15 protein-coding genes are annotated in these 14,387 nt (G+C 71.3%); 6 read left to right on the plus strand and 9 right to left on the minus strand.

The window, feature by feature from the left end:
* Window positions 1-20: 20 nt before the first annotated feature.
* The gene (locus ACGF3A_RS09790; RefSeq protein ID WP_393727706.1) at window positions 21-437 is read right to left on the minus strand and encodes a nuclear transport factor 2 family protein; all 417 of its coding nucleotides are present in this window, start codon (window positions 435-437) and stop codon (window positions 21-23) included.
* A gap of 198 nt (window positions 438-635) precedes the next feature.
* Between ACGF3A_RS09790 and ACGF3A_RS09795 the strand changes: the two genes are divergently transcribed.
* Window positions 636-1,757 carry a magnesium and cobalt transport protein CorA gene (locus ACGF3A_RS09795; protein ID WP_393727708.1) on the plus strand — a complete coding sequence of 374 codons (1,122 nt, stop codon included), beginning with the start codon at window positions 636-638 and terminating at the stop codon, window positions 1,755-1,757.
* On the opposite strand, the gene ACGF3A_RS09800 is transcribed toward ACGF3A_RS09795, so the two are convergent.
* Together ACGF3A_RS09800 and ACGF3A_RS09805 are read right to left on the minus strand one after the other, a co-directional pair.
* Entirely contained in the window at window positions 1,754-3,121 is a 1,368-nt protein-coding gene (locus tag ACGF3A_RS09800; RefSeq protein ID WP_393727710.1) for an NAD(P)/FAD-dependent oxidoreductase, read from the minus strand. The two genes, ACGF3A_RS09795 and ACGF3A_RS09800, sit on opposite strands and share 4 nt — an antisense overlap.
* A gap of 24 nt (window positions 3,122-3,145) precedes the next feature.
* The gene (locus tag ACGF3A_RS09805) at window positions 3,146-3,340 is read right to left on the minus strand and encodes a hypothetical protein (protein WP_393727711.1); all 195 of its coding nucleotides are present in this window, start codon (window positions 3,338-3,340) and stop codon (window positions 3,146-3,148) included.
* A gap of 117 nt (window positions 3,341-3,457) precedes the next feature.
* Here ACGF3A_RS09805 and ACGF3A_RS09810 point away from each other — a divergent pair, with 117 nt between their 5' ends.
* Window positions 3,458-4,372 (plus strand): LysR family transcriptional regulator, encoded by a 915-nt coding sequence (locus tag ACGF3A_RS09810; RefSeq protein ID WP_393727713.1) that lies wholly within the window; start codon window positions 3,458-3,460, stop codon window positions 4,370-4,372.
* Complete coding sequence (locus ACGF3A_RS09815; protein ID WP_393727715.1) at window positions 4,363-4,965, plus strand: hypothetical protein; 603 nt, start codon at window positions 4,363-4,365, stop codon at window positions 4,963-4,965. The genes ACGF3A_RS09810 and ACGF3A_RS09815 overlap by 10 nt, the downstream gene beginning before the upstream one ends.
* A gap of 200 nt (window positions 4,966-5,165) precedes the next feature.
* Here the strand turns inward: ACGF3A_RS09815 and ACGF3A_RS09820 are convergent, their stop codons facing one another.
* The gene (locus tag ACGF3A_RS09820) at window positions 5,166-7,259 is read right to left on the minus strand and encodes a PhoX family protein (protein ID WP_393727717.1); all 2,094 of its coding nucleotides are present in this window, start codon (window positions 7,257-7,259) and stop codon (window positions 5,166-5,168) included.
* Between the two features lie 82 nt (window positions 7,260-7,341).
* Window positions 7,342-7,557 (minus strand): hypothetical protein, encoded by a 216-nt coding sequence (locus ACGF3A_RS09825; RefSeq protein ID WP_393727719.1) that lies wholly within the window; start codon window positions 7,555-7,557, stop codon window positions 7,342-7,344.
* Window positions 7,558-7,867: 310 nt separating this feature from the next.
* Between ACGF3A_RS09825 and ACGF3A_RS09830 the strand changes: the two genes are divergently transcribed.
* The gene (locus ACGF3A_RS09830; protein WP_393727721.1) at window positions 7,868-8,725 is read left to right on the plus strand and encodes a Scr1 family TA system antitoxin-like transcriptional regulator; all 858 of its coding nucleotides are present in this window, start codon (window positions 7,868-7,870) and stop codon (window positions 8,723-8,725) included.
* The gene (locus ACGF3A_RS09835; protein ID WP_393727723.1) at window positions 8,695-8,889 is read left to right on the plus strand and encodes a DUF397 domain-containing protein; all 195 of its coding nucleotides are present in this window, start codon (window positions 8,695-8,697) and stop codon (window positions 8,887-8,889) included. The genes ACGF3A_RS09830 and ACGF3A_RS09835 overlap by 31 nt, the downstream gene beginning before the upstream one ends.
* On the opposite strand, the gene ACGF3A_RS09840 is transcribed toward ACGF3A_RS09835, so the two are convergent.
* Window positions 8,883-9,521, minus strand: a complete 639-nt coding sequence (locus ACGF3A_RS09840; RefSeq protein ID WP_393727725.1) for a DUF4232 domain-containing protein — start codon at window positions 9,519-9,521, stop codon at window positions 8,883-8,885. The two genes, ACGF3A_RS09835 and ACGF3A_RS09840, sit on opposite strands and share 7 nt — an antisense overlap.
* 271 nt (window positions 9,522-9,792) lie before the next feature.
* Here ACGF3A_RS09840 and ACGF3A_RS09845 point away from each other — a divergent pair, with 271 nt between their 5' ends.
* Window positions 9,793-10,431, plus strand: a complete 639-nt coding sequence (locus ACGF3A_RS09845; RefSeq protein WP_393727727.1) for a hypothetical protein — start codon at window positions 9,793-9,795, stop codon at window positions 10,429-10,431.
* Between the two features lie 72 nt (window positions 10,432-10,503).
* On the opposite strand, the gene metG is transcribed toward ACGF3A_RS09845, so the two are convergent.
* The 3 genes from metG to ACGF3A_RS09860 all read right to left on the minus strand — a co-directional run bounded on the left by metG (window position 10,504) and on the right by ACGF3A_RS09860 (window position 14,299).
* Window positions 10,504-12,120 (minus strand): methionine--tRNA ligase, encoded by a 1,617-nt coding sequence (gene metG / locus ACGF3A_RS09850; RefSeq protein ID WP_393727729.1) that lies wholly within the window; start codon window positions 12,118-12,120, stop codon window positions 10,504-10,506.
* Window positions 12,121-12,189: 69 nt separating this feature from the next.
* Window positions 12,190-12,807 carry a hypothetical protein gene (locus ACGF3A_RS09855; protein WP_393727730.1) on the minus strand — a complete coding sequence of 206 codons (618 nt, stop codon included), beginning with the start codon at window positions 12,805-12,807 and terminating at the stop codon, window positions 12,190-12,192.
* Window positions 12,808-12,817: 10 nt separating this feature from the next.
* Window positions 12,818-14,299: an MFS transporter gene (locus ACGF3A_RS09860; protein ID WP_393727732.1), complete on the minus strand. Its 1,482-nt coding sequence runs from the start codon at window positions 14,297-14,299 to the stop codon at window positions 12,818-12,820.
* Between the last annotated feature and the right edge of the window lie 88 nt (window positions 14,300-14,387).

Below are 14,387 nucleotides of genomic sequence, written 5' to 3' on the forward strand. Positions count from 1 at the left end.
GCGCGGGGCGCCCGGGCGCCTCACCCCGCCGGGGTCCCGGCGATCGGGCTCAGGTGGAGCCCGGCGAGCTGCCATACGCCCGACACCCGCGTCAGGTACTGCGTCACCCGGAAGTGCCCGTCGACGTCCCGCCCGTCGTACGTCGACTGCTGGCTCTGCACACCGAGGGCCACGGCCCCGTCCCCGTACCGCCGCAGCTCCACGTCCTCCCACGTGAACGCGTCGTGGACGAGCGCCCCCGAGGCGTAGCGGTCCAGCCACTGCTCCCTGTCGACGAGGAAGCCGCGCGGGCCCACCGCCTGGAAGTCCTGGGCCAGCAGCGCTTCCAGGGCGTCGGTGTCCCGTTCCCGCTCCGCCTTGGCCCACCGCCGCCCGAAATCCTCCAGTTCACCCGTTCCGGTCCCCGTATCGGTCCCCGTGTCGCTCTCCACCGTCATCTCCGTGCCTCCCCTGAGCCGTTGGACTCCGGCACGCCCACTCTCCCGGGCGGGCGCCGCCGTCGCGTCCGGCGGAAGGAGCACACGGCCGTACTCCCGGGGGCGCAATCGGCGCCCCGTCTGCTGCGCGGGGCGGAGCTGTGTCGCGTACGCGAGGGCCCGTGGCAAACTGACCGCTCAAGTCCGAAGGAGCCCCCCATGCCGTCGGTCCCGGTCGTGCGCAGTCTGCGGCGGGTGGTCCGCGCCCGTGTTCCGCGCCAGGGAGTGGACCTCGCCCACCCCTCGCGTTCCCCCCTCGGCACCTCCGTGGTGCGCTGCGCCGCGTACGAGGACGGGGTGCGCAAGCTCGGGGACCGTACGCCGGAGGAGGCCCTGCGGTACGTGCGCGCGTCGTCGCACGCGTCCGCGTTCGTGTGGATCGGGCTGCACGAGCCGACGGAGGAGGAGTTCGCACGGCTCACCGAGCTGTTCGGCCTGCACCCGCTGGCGGTGGAGAACGCGATCGCGGCGCATCAGCGGCCCAAGGTCGAGCGGTTCGAGTCGACGATGTTCGCGGTCTTCAAGACGGTGCGCTACGTCGAGCACGAGGAACTGACCGCGACCTGCGAGGTCGTGGACACCGGCGAGATCACCGTGTTCGCCGGAGCCGACTTCGTGATCACCGTGCGGCACGGGCCCCACGGCTCGCTGGGCCCGCTGCGCGAGACCCTGGAGCGCGACACCGAACAGCTCGCGCAGGGCCCGGCGGCGGTGCTGCACGCCATCGCGGACCATGTCGTGGACGACTACCTCGACGTCGTCGACTCGTTCCAGGACGACATCGACCTGCTGGAGAGCGAGGTGTTCTCGCCGAACGAGGAGGACGCGCGGATCGGCGAGGTGGACACGGGCCGCATCTACCAGCTCAAGCGGGAACTGCTGGAGCTCAAGCGCGCGGTGGGGCCGCTCGCGCGCCCGCTGGAGGCGCTGTCCGGGCAGCCGAACCGGCTGATCGACGCCGAGATCCGCAAGTACTTCCGCGACGTCCACGACCATCTGACGCGCGCCGTCGAGCAGATCGCCGCCTTCGACGCCCTCCTCGACTCCATACTCCAGGCCAACCTCGCCCAGGTGACCGCCGCGCAGAACGAGGGGATGCGGAAGGTCAGCGCCTGGGTCGCGATCGTCGCCGTCCCGACGATGGTGTGCGGCATCTACGGGATGAACTTCGACCACATGCCCGAGCTGCACTGGCCGTTCATGTACCCGGTGGTCCTGGTGACGATCGTGCTGACGTGCGTGCTGATGTACCGCGCGTTCCGCCGCAACGGCTGGCTCTAGCCGGTCCGGCTCTGACCGTTCTGGTCCTCCGCGAGCTCGCGGGCCCGTTCCGGGGTGAGGTAGGCGTCCGTCGCCTCCATGTCACGGAGCGTGGCGGGGCGGCGGGAGAGGAAGCCCGTACGGAGGAAGTCGTCGCCGGTCAGGGCGTTGAGGCCCCAGTTCGCGACCGTACGGAAGCGGGCCGTGAACGTGCGCAGGGCCAGCAGGTGGTAGGCGCGGGTGACCGCCTGCGCGGGCAGGCCCGACATCTCGAAGCCCATCGGCCGCGCCACCGCGTCCGTGCCGCCGAGGTCGACGACGAGCCCGAGGTCCTTGTGGCGGTACGGGGTCGTCGGCATGCCGCGCAGCGAGGAGATCAGGTTCCGCGCCGCGTGGTGGCCCTGCCGGGAGGCGTGCTGCGCGGTGGGCGGGCAGACCGCGCCGTCGCCCTTGGCCAGGTCGGGGACGGCCGCCGCGTCGCCGAGCGCGAAGACGCCCTCGCAGCCGGGCACCGTCAGGTCCGAGTCGACGATCAGCCGCCCCTTCCACGTCTCCGCGTCGAGCGTGCCGATGAGAGGGCTGGCGGCGACGCCCGCCGTCCAGATGAGGGTGCGGGAGGGCAGGACGCGGTTGTCGGTCAGCGTGATCGTGTCCTCCTCGGCCTTCGCGACCGAGACGCCGAGGGAGACATGCGTCCCCCGCGACTGGAGGATCTTCATCGCGCGCCGCCCGAGCTTGTCGCCCAGCTCCGGCATGAGCTTCGGCGCGACGTCGAGCAGGTGCCACTTGACCTGCGTCGGGTCGAGGCGCGGATAGCGCTTGGCCGCCGCGTTGGTGAGCCGCTGGAGGCAGGCGACGGTCTCCGTGCCCGCGTACCCCCCGCCGACGACGACGAACTGGAGCCGTCCCTCCCGCTCCTTCTCGTCGTGGCTGGCGCAGGCCAGGTCGAGCTGCGCGATGACGTGGTCACGGACGTACGCCGCCTCCGCGAGCGTCTTCATGCCCCGCGCGTGCTCGTCGAGCCCCGGGATGTCGAAACTGCGGGTGACGCTGCCGGGGGTGAGGACCAGCTTGTCGTAGCGCCGGTTGACCAGCTCGCCGGAGATCAGCCGGATCACGCAGACCTGGTCGCGGGTGTCGATGCCGACGACCATGCCGGGGACGATGCCGGTCCTGTGCAGCACCCGCCGCAGCGGCGGGGCCACGGACTGCGGGGTGAGGACCCCGGCGGCCACCTGGGGGAGCAGCGGCAGATACAGCTCGTAGCTGGCCGGGGTGACCAGCGAGATCTCCGCCTCGTGGGGCTGCAGGCCGCGCTCCAGGCCGCGGGCGCACTCGACCCCCGCGAAGCCGCCGCCCACGATCAGGATCTTGGTCCGTTCCATACGAAAAGGCTCGCACGGGGCATTTCACCCCGCCACTGCGCGCTGCGGGCGCCCACGGACGGTGATCCGCTGCTCTCCGTCCCGGGTCACGTGCCGCATCTGGAGCGAGCCGCACCAGCAGCGCGTCCACCGCGTGGCGCCGTCGCCCGTGGGGTGCTCGGAGACGATCTGAGCGGGCTGCTCCTCGTCGGGCCAACCGCAGTACGGGCACGAGGACATGGGGAAGCGCTCCTTCCGGAGGGGGTGCGAGGGAAACGGTCCGTCCCTGCCAGCATCAGGGCCGGGAACGTGTACATCCAGGTTCGATTTTTTCGCGGAACCGTGTACAACGGCTTCATGATTGATCTGCGCCGCCTGGCCGTGCTCCGCGCCGTCGCGCACTACGGCACCGTGACGGCCGCGGCCGAGACCGTGCACATGACGCCGTCCGCCGCCTCGCAGCAGATCCGGCGGCTCGCCGCCGAGCTGGGCGTCGAGCTGCTCGAACCGCACGGGCGGCGCGTCCGGCTCACCCCGGCCGCGCGCGGCCTGCTGCGCCACGCCGACCACATCGAGCGCTACTGGCAGCGCGCCGAGGGCGAGCTGCACGCCGCCCAGTCCTCGGCACCCAGCGGCGTGCTGCGCCTCGCCGGGTTCCCCACAGCGGCCTGCACACTCCTCGCGCCCCTCGCGGCCCGCCTCCAGTCCGACTGGCCCGAACTCACCGTCGAGATCCGGGAAGCGGAGCCCCCGGACTGCTACGACCTGCTGTTCTCCGGGGATGCCGACCTCGCCGTCGTCGAGTCCACGCCGAGCAACCCGCCGCAGGGCGACGCCCGCTTCGCCCACGAGCCGCTCTTCGACGACCCGTACGACCTGCTCACGCACCGGGACCATCCGCGGGCCGCGCACGACACCGTCGCGCTGGGCGGCCTCGCGCACGAGCGGTGGATCGTCAGCATGCCGGGCACCTCGGCCCGGCAGCTCGAACTCGCGGCGTGCAGCGCCGCCGGGTTCACGCCGACCATCGCCCACCAGGCCCGCGACTTCTCGCTCCGCGCGAACCTGGTGGGGCACGGCCTCGGCATCGCGCTCGTGCCCCGCCTCGTCAGCATCCCGGAGAACCTCCCGGTGGCCAGGACCCCCCTGGAGGGCGCCCCGCGCCCCACCCGCCGCCTGCTCCGCGTCATCCGCGCGGGCAGCGAGACGCACCCGTCGATAGCCGAGGCACTACAGTCCCTGTCGAACGGGGGTACGCATACGTGGAGTTGACGGAACGGCGCCGCCGGCGCGCGGTGCCGGGACTGGTCGCGGGCGCGGCGCTGTGCGCGGTCGCCGGGGGCGTCGGCGCGTGGTCCGCCCGGCCCGGCGGACTGCTGCTCCTGTCCCGCACCCTGCACCACCCGGCGCTCTTCACCCTGCTGGGCCTCGGCGCCCTCACGGCGGCCGTGCTCCTGGGAGTACGGAACAGGGCCGTACGGACGCTCGCGGCCGTCTGCGCCGGAACGCTCGTCCTCGCAGCGCTGGCGGCGCTGGCCCTGTCCGGACTCACGGGCGGCACCGAGGTGACACAGGACGAGGCGGCACCCCGGCACACGGACCGGCACCTCGTGGTCGAGAAGGGGACGGGCACGCTCGACCCCCGCTGGCGGGTCTACGTCCACGAGGGCTCGGGCCTGACCGAACGCCGCCGGCGGATCGGGGACTTCAACGGCGACGCCGCCTCCAACGCCCTCACCACCGCCACCTGGTCGGGCCCGGACCGCGTACGCCTGGTCACGGGCGAGGGCGATGACGCGAGAACGTACGTCATCGCCCTCGACCCGCACGACGCCAGCCCGTCGCGAACGATCGACCGCGGCTGACGCGGCTGACACATCTCAACGCCGCTCACGCGGCCGACACGTCGCACGCGGTCGGCACGGCGCAACGCGGACCGCGCGCCGCGGCGCGGCTCGCCCGGCTCTCACGGCTGACGCGCAGACGCGCGAGACGCGCGCGGCGTGTCCCGACCCCCACGGCCCCGGCGGGTCCGGACCTCCACGCGCGTCCTCACGGCTTGGCGCTACGCGCCCACGCGGCCGCCGTTCTCCGGCCAGACCGCGACGACCGACGGGCGGACGTACTCGCCCGGGCCGTCGGGCCAGGTCGAGGCGGGCTTCTCGACGCTCGCGCCGTCGACCTCGCCCGGGTGCTGGACGGCGACCAGCACGCGCCGTTCCTGGACCAGCGGGCCGCACGTCTCCGCGCCCTTCGGCACCGTCAGGAACTGGCGGACCTGTCCTCGTCGCTTCCCCTCCGTAGCGACGCCGAACAGGCCGTCATGGGAGCCCAGTTCGTTCCCGTCCGTGGAGATCCACAGGTTCCCGTACGGGTCGAAGGTCACGTTGTCCGGGCAGGAGATCGGGCTGACCTGGTCCTTCGGGAAGCCGCCGAAGTACGTGCCCGGGTCCTCCGGGTCGCCGCAGACCAGGAAGAGCCGCCAGCGGAAGCGGGTCGAGCGCCCGTCGTCGCCGTGCTCGGCCAGCTCCAGGATCTGTCCGTGCTTGTTGTTCTTGCGCGGGTTGGCCTCGTCGGGGCCCGCCTTGCCGTCCTTGCCGCGGTCGGTGTTGTTCGTCAGCGCGATGTACACCCGGCCGTTGCGGGGGCTCGGCTCGACGTCCTCGGGGCGGTCCATCTTCGTCGCGCCGACCTTGTCGCCCGCGAGCCGCGTGAAGACGTACACCTCCTCGGCCGTCATCCCCGGCACGAACGACTGCTCGCCGCTGGCCAGCGGGATCCACTCGCCCTTGCCGTCGAACTCGCCGTCCTCCGGCAGCTTCCCGGTCCCGTCGATCTCGCTCTCCGGGCTGTCGCCGGTCAGCTTGGCGACGTACAGCGTGCCCTCGTCCAGCAGCGACATGTTGTGCTGCCGCGCCGCGGCGCTGTGGCCGCGCATCATCTTCTTCTTGGAGACGAACTTGTAGAAGTAGTCGAAGCGCTCGTCGTCGCCCATGTAGACGACCGCGCGGCCGTCCGGGGTCAGCCGGGCCTGCGCCGCCTCGTGCTTCACGCGCCCGAGCGAGGTGTGCTTACGGGGCGTGGAGTGCGGGTCGTACGGGTCGATCTCGACGACCCAGCCGAAGCGGTGCGGCTCGTTCGGCTCCTTGGTCAGGTCGAAGCGCTCGTCGTACTTCTCCCACTGCCGCTCGCTGGCGGCGCCCTCGAAGCCGTACCGCTTCAGGGTCTTCGCGCGCTCGGGCTCTGTGACCTTCTCGGCGTTGGCGAAGTACTGGTTGAAGTTCTCCTCGCCCGACAGCACGGTGCCCCACGGGGTGGTGCCGCCGGAGCAGTTGTTCAGCGTGCCCAGCACCTTGCGGCCGCTCGGGTCCGCCTTCGTCCGCAGCAGCTCGCCGCCCGCCGCCGGGCCCGTCACGCGGAAGGGCGTGGTGGCGGTGAAGCGCCGGTTCAGGTGGTGACCGCGTACGGGCTTGAGCGCGCCCGACGTCCGCTTCTCCTCGACGGCGACGACCGACAGGCCGTGCGCGGCCCAGGAGATCTCGACCTGCTCGCGGGTCGGCTTCTTCGGGTCGTACCCCGCGAACATCAGCTCCTCGTTGGTGTACTCGTGGTTGGCCACGAGGAGCTGGCGGCCGTGCTCGGTGCGGCCGTGGCCGGAGTCGAGCGGCATCAGCATGAGGAAGTCGTTGTTGTAGCCGAACTGCCCCGCCTGCGCCTTCGCGCTCTGCTTCGCCGGGTCGAACTCGGGAGCCCCGCGCAGGATCGGCTCGCCCCAGCGGATGACGACGCCCTGCGCGTACCCCTCGGGGACGGTCACGGCGTCGGTGGTGTTCGGCTCGACGGGCTCGAAGCGCAGCCCCTTCGCGGGCTTGCCGCCGTGCTTCTTCGCGCCTTCCGCTTCCGCGACGGGCGCCGCCGCGGCGGGCGTCGCGCCGGGCCCGCCGCCGAGCGCGGCGCCGGCCGCCACCGTGGCGCCGACGACCGCACCGGCGCGCAGCACCGAGCGACGGGAGAGGGCACGCGCGACGACGTCGCCCACGTACTCGTTGTCACTGGTGTTGGGCACCTCGTGGAAGCAGGCGTCACCACACCGGTAGCGGCAGGTCATCGCTGATCTCCCGCCCGGGTGCGAGACCAGCAAGGGCAGCGGTTTAGGCATGGGTTTCCTCCGGATTCCGAACGACAGCCGCGAAGCGTGACGCTATGGGCGAAGGTCCGCCGCCGGGCGTCGGCAGGGTGAACTACGGGTGAATCCGCACAACGACCCCACCGCCCCCACCGTCCTCTGGCCCCTCCTGCGCCTCGTGGGCCTCCTGCGCCTCCTCGATGACCTCGGGCAGCCACTCGGGGGCGAGCGGGGTCTTCGCGTACTCCCGCGCACACGGCAGACAGGCGTACGCGCTTCCACCGGCCCCCGAACCCGTCTCGATGATCGCGATCAGCGCACGCTGCGTCACACGCAGCTCACAACGGCAACACACTCCCGGGTTCATCAGCAGAAACATTGCCTCACCCCGCTTGCCCGACCTGTCCTCGCTAGAGTCCCGGTTCCGCCGCCGTACGCGTTCACGCAGCCTTTCGTGCCCGTCTTGCGGACGGGGCTGGTCGTTGTTGTCGCCTTCGCGAACGGAGGTGGCCATCTCACTCTCCTTCATGGCCAGTTGCTCTGTGCCACCACCGATGCTGCTTGTGTGTCGATACGCTCACCAGGGGTAACCGCTTCAACTCTTGTGATTGACGCCGCCGTTGGAGAGAAGGAGGGCGCGCATGGCCCGTCCCAAGGAACTCGACCCCCGCGCGTCCCTGGCCGCGGCCCTCGGCTCCCAGGTCCGGCGCCTACGGGAGGGGTACGGCTGGACACAGCAGGACCTCGCCGACCGGCTCTACGTCTCCCCGACGCGCGTCGCCCAGATCGAGCTGGCGACGGACCCGCCGAACGAGGCCCTGACCCAGGATCTCGACCGCACGCTGGAGGCGGGCGACGAGCTGAACGTGGCCTGGTTCCATATGAACCGGCTCAACCATCCCTCGTGGGTGCGCCCTTACCTCGACCTGGAGCGCCGCGCCTGCCGGATGCGGTACTTCGCGCCGCAGTTGGTGCACGGGATGCTGCAGACGCCTGAGTACGCGGCGACGCTGTTCCGGGCGTACGACCCGGGCCTCTCGGACGAGGCGGTGAAGCGGCTGGTGGAAGGGCGGACCAGTCGGCTGAGCCTGCTGGAGGGCCCGTGTCCCATGTCCCTGTGGCTGATCCTCGACGAGACGATCCTGATGCGGCCGTTCGGCGACGACCCGTCCGTGATGCGCGACCAGCTCAACCACCTGCTGATGGTCTCCGCGAAGCCGAACGTCGAGCTGCAGATCCTGCCGCTCGAAGCGGGTCACCACGCCATGATGGACGGCCCGGTGACGCTGCTCGACTTCCCCGACGGGCCAGGGGTCGCCTATCTCGCGGGAGCCGGGCTGGGCGAGGTCGTAGAGTCGGCGCAGACTGTGAAGCAGTACGCAATGACTTACGACCGCCTGATCGTCAGCTCCCTCCCCCAGGAGGAGAGCCGGGATCTGATCAGGTCGACGCTGAAGGAGCGGTACGAATGCCCACCTCCTCCCTCGAACGAGCCCTGACCTGGCGCAAGTCGTCGTACAGCGACGCGCAGGGCGGCTCTTGCCTGGAGGTCTCGGACGACGTGCCCGGTGCCGTCCCCGTACGGGACAGCAAGGCCCCCGAGAACGGAACGCTCCTGTTCTCGGGGGCCGCGTGGTCCGCGTTCGTGCGGGCCTGTCAGTAGATGCCGGGCACCGCGTCCTGCGGGTCCGTGTGCCAGTTGGTGACCTCCGGGCTCAGAACCTCCACCTTGCCGATGGGGCCGCTGCGGTAGGCCGTCTTGTCGCTCTCGCTGACCTTGTGCCGCAGCTCCACCGCGATCTTCCCGCCGTCCTGGTTGACCGACTTGGGGTTCACACCGGCGTAAGCGGCCTTGTCGCCGCTCAGCTTGATGGCCTTGCCGACCGACTGCTCGGCGGGCTTCGCCACGATCTCGGGGGCTTCGCTGCCGCCCGAGGGCTTGAACGCCGCCCACGGCAGCTCGGCGGGGAGCCAGCAGGTCGTGCCCTCGCTGGCCTTCACCTCAAGCTGGTAGTAGCCGCCCGCCTGGGTCTTGCTGGAGACGTGCCAGGAGAGGTCGTTCGCCCCGCAGGTCTGCTCGACGCCGCCCCCGCTCCGGGTGCCGATCCCGTCGGCGCTGTTCTTGTCGGAGCCGCCGCTCTCCGTGCTGATGTCCTTCTTGTCGGAGACGGTCGTCGTCTTGGTGTCGGACGACGCGTCGTCGGACTTGTCGCCGCTGCCGCAGGCGGTCAGCGAGAAGGTGGCGGCGATCGCGGTGGCGGCCAGCGCGGTGGTGCGGATGAGGCTCTTACGCATTGGGTTCTCCCCCCGGAGTGAACGGTTCGTGCTTGCTGGGAAAAAGCTTCCGGGAGGCGCCGCCCGGACCGCAACGATCTCCGGGAGATAGGGACGCTGGAACGGCAGAACACCCTTTGACCTGCGGAAATATGAGCTGCCTGGAACGGGAACCGGGAACGGGTGCCGGGGTACCGGACCGGCCCGTACCGGAACCCGGACACAGCTGTCACACAGCCTTCTTTAGACTCTCTTTACTCACGCGTTCCCCACTACGGATAGGTGTCACCCCATGTCGCACGGCAGGAAGGCGCTCCTCCGCGCCGTCGTTCCGGCCACCGTCCTCGCGCTCGCCCTCACCGGCTGCGGCTCCGACGACGACTCGTCGGACGGCGGCGGGAAGAAGGGCAAGTCGTCCTCGGCCGACAAGACCGAGCAGGGCTCCCAGGAGAAGGAGCAGGAAGAGGAGGCGCCGTCCGGGCCCCTCACCCTCGGCCAGCCGGCCCCCGGCACGCACGAATACGACATGAGCTCCGGGAAGGCGAAGCTCCAGATCACGGCGCAGAAGGTGGACAAGGGCGCCAACGCCGACCTGCTCGCGGCCGGGCTCAAGGGCAAGGACGTCAAGGGCATGTACCCGGTCTTCGTCTACTTCAAGTACAACGTGAAGTCGGCCCAGAAGCTCGACCAGCCGGACTTCAACATCAAGGCGCGGGTCCTCGGCGACGACGACAAGCCCGGCAAGAAGCTGATCGCCATCGGCGCGTCCGACATCAAGGGCGGCTGCCCGGCCGATGACGACGACAAGACGTGGAAGGCCGGGATGACCGACTCCCTCTGCACCACGTTCCTGCTGCCCGAGGGCACGCAGCCGAAGCAGGTCGCGTGGGCGGGCGACCTGCGCAACCCGCTGCTGTGGAACGTGAAGTAACGGGCGTACGTGAAGCGGAAGGGCCCGGAACCGGTGAACCGGTTCCGGGCCCTTCCCGTGTCCGTACGGCCGTTACGCCTTCGGCTCCTCCAGGCGCGGGAAGAGCACCGCGCCCTTGGTGACCGTGGACCCGGCCGGGAGCTGGCCCCAGCGGGCCACGTCGGCGGCGGGCTGGTCGGCGAGGGCGCCCAGGGACGCCTCGGCGCCGAGGGAGTCCCACAGCTTCTGGGAGGTCGTGGGCATCACGGCGTTGAGCAGCACGGCGCAGGCGCGCAGCGACTCGGCGGCCGTGTAGAGGATCGTGGCGAGGCGGGCCTGGGCCTCGTCGCTCTTGTCCTTGGCGACCTTCCAGGGCTCCTGCTCCGTCAGATAGCCGTTGACCAGCTTGATGAAGTCGAAGACGGCCGCGATGCCGCCCGCGAAGTCGAGCTGGTCGCCGATCTTCTCGTCGGCGTCCGCGGCGGCCTTCGCGAGCGCGTCCACGAGGACCTGCTCGGCGTCGCCGTGCGCGGGGGCGCCGTCGGGGAGGGTGCCGCCGAAGTACTTGCCGACCATGGCCGCGACGCGCGAGGCCAGGTTGCCGTAGTCGTTCGCCAGCTCGCTGGTGTAGCGCGCGGAGAAGTCCTCCCAGGAGAACGAGCCGTCCTGGCCGAAGGCGATGGCGCGCAGGAAGTACCAGCGGTAGGCGTCGACGCCGAAGTGCTCGGTGAGCTGCTGCGGGGAGATGCCCGTCAGGTTGGACTTGGACATCTTCTCGCCGCCGACCATCAGCCAGCCGTTGGCGACGACGCGCTGGGGCAGCGGCAGTCCGTTCGCCATCAGCATCGCGGGCCAGATGACGGCGTGGAAGCGGAGGATGTCCTTGCCGACGAGGTGGACGTCGGCGGGGAAGGTCTCCTCGAACTTCTTCTGGTCGGAGCCGTACCCGACCGCCGTCGCGTAGTTGAGGAGGGCGTCGATCCACACGTAGATGACGTGCTTGTCGTCCCAGGGGATCTTGACGCCCCAGTCGAAGGTCGAGCGCGAGATGGAGAGGTCCTCCAGGCCCTGGCGCACGAACTGCATGACCTCGTTGCGCGCGGACTCGGGCTGGATGAAGTCCGGGTTCGCCTCGTAGTGCGCGAGGAGCTTCTCGCCGTACTCCGAGAGCTTGAAGAAGTAGTTCTCCTCCTTCAGCATCTCGACCGGCTTCTTGTGGATGGGACAGAGCTTCTGCCCCTCGAAGTCGCCTTCGCCGTCGAGGAGTTCCGCGTAGGTCTTGTACTCCTCGCAGGGCACGCAGTAAGGGCCCTCGTACCCGCCCTGGTAGATCTCGCCCTTGTCGTACAGGTCCTGCACGAACTCCTGGACGCGGTCGGTGTGGCGCTTCTCCGTGGTGCGGATGAAGTCGTCGTGCGCGATGTCCAGGTGCTCCCAGAGGGGCTTCCAGGCCTCCTCGACGAGCTTGTCGCACCACTCCTGCGGCGAGACCCCGTTCGCCTCCGCGGTGCGCATGATCTTCTGACCGTGCTCGTCCGTGCCGGTGAGGTACCACACCTTCTCGCCGCGCTGACGGTGCCAGCGCGTGAGCACGTCGCCCGCGACGGTCGTATAGGCGTGGCCCAGGTGGGGAGCGTCGTTCACGTAATAAATGGGGGTGGAGACGTAGTACGCCTTCTGCCCCTTCTGCTCTGATCCAGTGGCCGCCATGGGCGAAATCCTATCGGCCCGGGCAACCCGGTTTCCCCTCGATTACGGGCGGTGAGGGTCAGGTGGGGGTCAGCCGAGGTCGAGGCGCCAGTACACCGTGTCACGGTACGAGGCGGAGTACGGCGTCGTCTCCACCGTCACCGGCTGGGTCCCTTCGCCGTCGCCCTTGAGGCGGAGGGGGACGGTGAGGCTGTCGCCGGGTTTCAGCTCGCCCTGGAAGCGGGCGGTGACGCTCTCGGAGTTCACCCAGTCGACGTCGCGCGCGTCGTCGGGGGTGCAGTCGTCGAGGGGCTCGCCCGCGCAGACGCCGAGCAGGCCGTCGGCCGCGTAGCTGCCGGTCTCGCCGAGGGGGAGGGGGTCGTCGGTGCCGTTCTCGAAGGTGACGGTGAAGCGGTGGACGCCGCCGGAGCCGCGTTCCGCGTCGCCCACGGTGACCTTGAGGCCGTCCTCGTAGCGCGCGGTGTCCCCGGCGGCGAACGGGTCGGCGACGCTGCCGTCCGGGCCCCCGGCGGCCTCGACCTGGCCGGTGCCGTCGAGGCCCTTCTCGAACTCCTGCAGCGCGATCGCGCCGAGCGCGGCGAGCACCGTCACGATCGTCAGCGCGACGGCGCAGCCGACCGTCCACTTGCTGTCGCCGCCGGTCGCTGCCCCGGTCACGGGCCCGTCCGCGGTCTCCTCCATGGTCACGCCGACGACGCTACGGAGCTCGCTTCCCGGAGTCCTGAGTCCGTGTACTCAACGGGTCCCTGAGTACGGCCCCCGCGACCACAGCCCCGGCGAGCGCGCAGCCCGCCGCGGTGAGCATCGTGACGGACTGGGCGGTGACGAAGGCGTCCTTCGCGGCGTCCGTGAAGCCTCCCGCGCGCAGGGTCGCGGCGAGCGAGCCGCGCGCGCCCTCGGGCACGGCGTCGGGCAGCCCGGCGCGGTAGGCGGCGGCGAGCAGGCTGCCGAGGAGGGCGACGCCGAGGGCGATGCCGAGCTGCTGGTGGGTGTCGTTGAGCGCCGAGCCCATGCCCGCGCGCTCGCGCGGCACCGCGCCGAGCACGGTGGCGGTCGTCGCCGGGCTGGAGAAGCCGGTGCCCGCGCCCTGGAGCAGCAGCCCCGCCGCGGCCAGCGCGTACGGGCTGGTGGGGGTGAGCGCGGCGAGGAGGAGGAACCCGGCGGCCGTCGCCGTGAAACCGAGGACGATCGTGGCGCGCGCCCCGATCCGCGCGGGCGCGCGCCCGCCGAGCGCGGAGCCGAGGACCGTGCCGAGCGCGAGCGGTACGACCGCGGCCCCGGCCTCCAGCGCGGAGTGGCCGCGGACGAGCTGGAGGTACTGGGTGAGGACGAACAGGGCGCTGCCGGTGCCGAGCGTGAGCAGCGCGGCGGCGGCGCTGCCCCCGGCGAAGCGGCGGTCGCGGTAGAGCGCGAACTCCACGACGGGCGCCGCCGCGCGCCGCTGGCGCCGTACGAAGGCGACGAGCGCGAGGACCGCCACGGCGAGACCGGCCGCGGGCACGCCCGTACCGCCGTGGCCCGCGACGATCACCGCGCCGGTGAGCGCGACCATCCCGGCGGTGACGAGCGCGGCGCTCGCGGGGTCGACGGGGCGGGCGCGGGGGTCGCGGGACTCGGGGACGAGCCGGGCGACGGCGAGGGCGGCGGCGAGCACCACGGGGACGTTGAGCAGGAAGACCCCGGCCCAGCTCCAGGCCGCCACCAGCGCCCCGCCGAGCACGGGCCCGGCGGCCATGGCCACGGCGGCGACGGCGGCCCAGACGGCGAAGGCGCGGGGGCGTTCCCGCTCGGGGAAGACCTGCACGAGGATCGCGAGCGTCGCGGGCATGACGAGCGCGGCGCCGACGCCCATCAGCGCGCGCATGGCGATCAGCCACCAGGCGGACGTCGCGAGCGCGGCGGCGGCCGAGGCGAGGCCGAGCACGGCGAGCCCGGTGAGCAGGGCGCGGCGCCGTCCGTAGCGGTCGGAGGCGGCGCCCGCGGCGATGAGGAGCCCGGCGAAGACGACGGCGTAGGCGTCGATGACGGCCTGGAGCGTGCCCGTCGAGGCGCCGAAGTCCTCGGCGAGGTCCGGCAGCGCGACGTTGAGGACGGTGTTGTCCAGCACGATCACGAGGAGCGCGGCGCAGAGCGCGGCGAGGATCGCCCGGCGGCGGGGGTGTCCTTCGGGGTCCGTCATCGTTCCCTCGTTTCCCCTACAGTGTTGGATTGATGACCAACACTGTAGGACCAAGGCAACGGCGTAGGTCAAGTGCGTAGGATCGGGC

This window comes from Streptomyces sp. NPDC048172, assembly GCF_043202595.1.
In the GTDB taxonomy this organism is placed as follows: Bacteria; Actinomycetota; Actinomycetes; order Streptomycetales; family Streptomycetaceae; genus Streptomyces.

Coding starts and splice junctions, on each gene's coding strand:
- ACGF3A_RS09790 (WP_393727706.1), bottom strand. CDS start 437: ATGACGGTGGAGAGCGACACGGGGACCGATACGGGGACCGGAACGGGT.
- ACGF3A_RS09795 (WP_393727708.1), top strand. CDS start 636: ATGCCGTCGGTCCCGGTCGTGCGCAGTCTGCGGCGGGTGGTCCGCGCC.
- ACGF3A_RS09800 (WP_393727710.1), bottom strand. CDS start 3,121: ATGGAACGGACCAAGATCCTGATCGTGGGCGGCGGCTTCGCGGGGGTC.
- ACGF3A_RS09805 (WP_393727711.1), bottom strand. CDS start 3,340: ATGTCCTCGTGCCCGTACTGCGGTTGGCCCGACGAGGAGCAGCCCGCT.
- ACGF3A_RS09810 (WP_393727713.1), top strand. CDS start 3,458: ATGATTGATCTGCGCCGCCTGGCCGTGCTCCGCGCCGTCGCGCACTAC.
- ACGF3A_RS09820 (WP_393727717.1), bottom strand. CDS start 7,259: ATGCCTAAACCGCTGCCCTTGCTGGTCTCGCACCCGGGCGGGAGATCA.
- ACGF3A_RS09830 (WP_393727721.1), top strand. CDS start 7,868: ATGGCCCGTCCCAAGGAACTCGACCCCCGCGCGTCCCTGGCCGCGGCC.
- ACGF3A_RS09835 (WP_393727723.1), top strand. CDS start 8,695: ATGCCCACCTCCTCCCTCGAACGAGCCCTGACCTGGCGCAAGTCGTCG.
- ACGF3A_RS09840 (WP_393727725.1), bottom strand. CDS start 9,521: ATGCGTAAGAGCCTCATCCGCACCACCGCGCTGGCCGCCACCGCGATC.
- ACGF3A_RS09845 (WP_393727727.1), top strand. CDS start 9,793: ATGTCGCACGGCAGGAAGGCGCTCCTCCGCGCCGTCGTTCCGGCCACC.
- metG (WP_393727729.1), bottom strand. CDS start 12,120: ATGGCGGCCACTGGATCAGAGCAGAAGGGGCAGAAGGCGTACTACGTC.
- ACGF3A_RS09860 (WP_393727732.1), bottom strand. CDS start 14,299: ATGACGGACCCCGAAGGACACCCCCGCCGCCGGGCGATCCTCGCCGCG.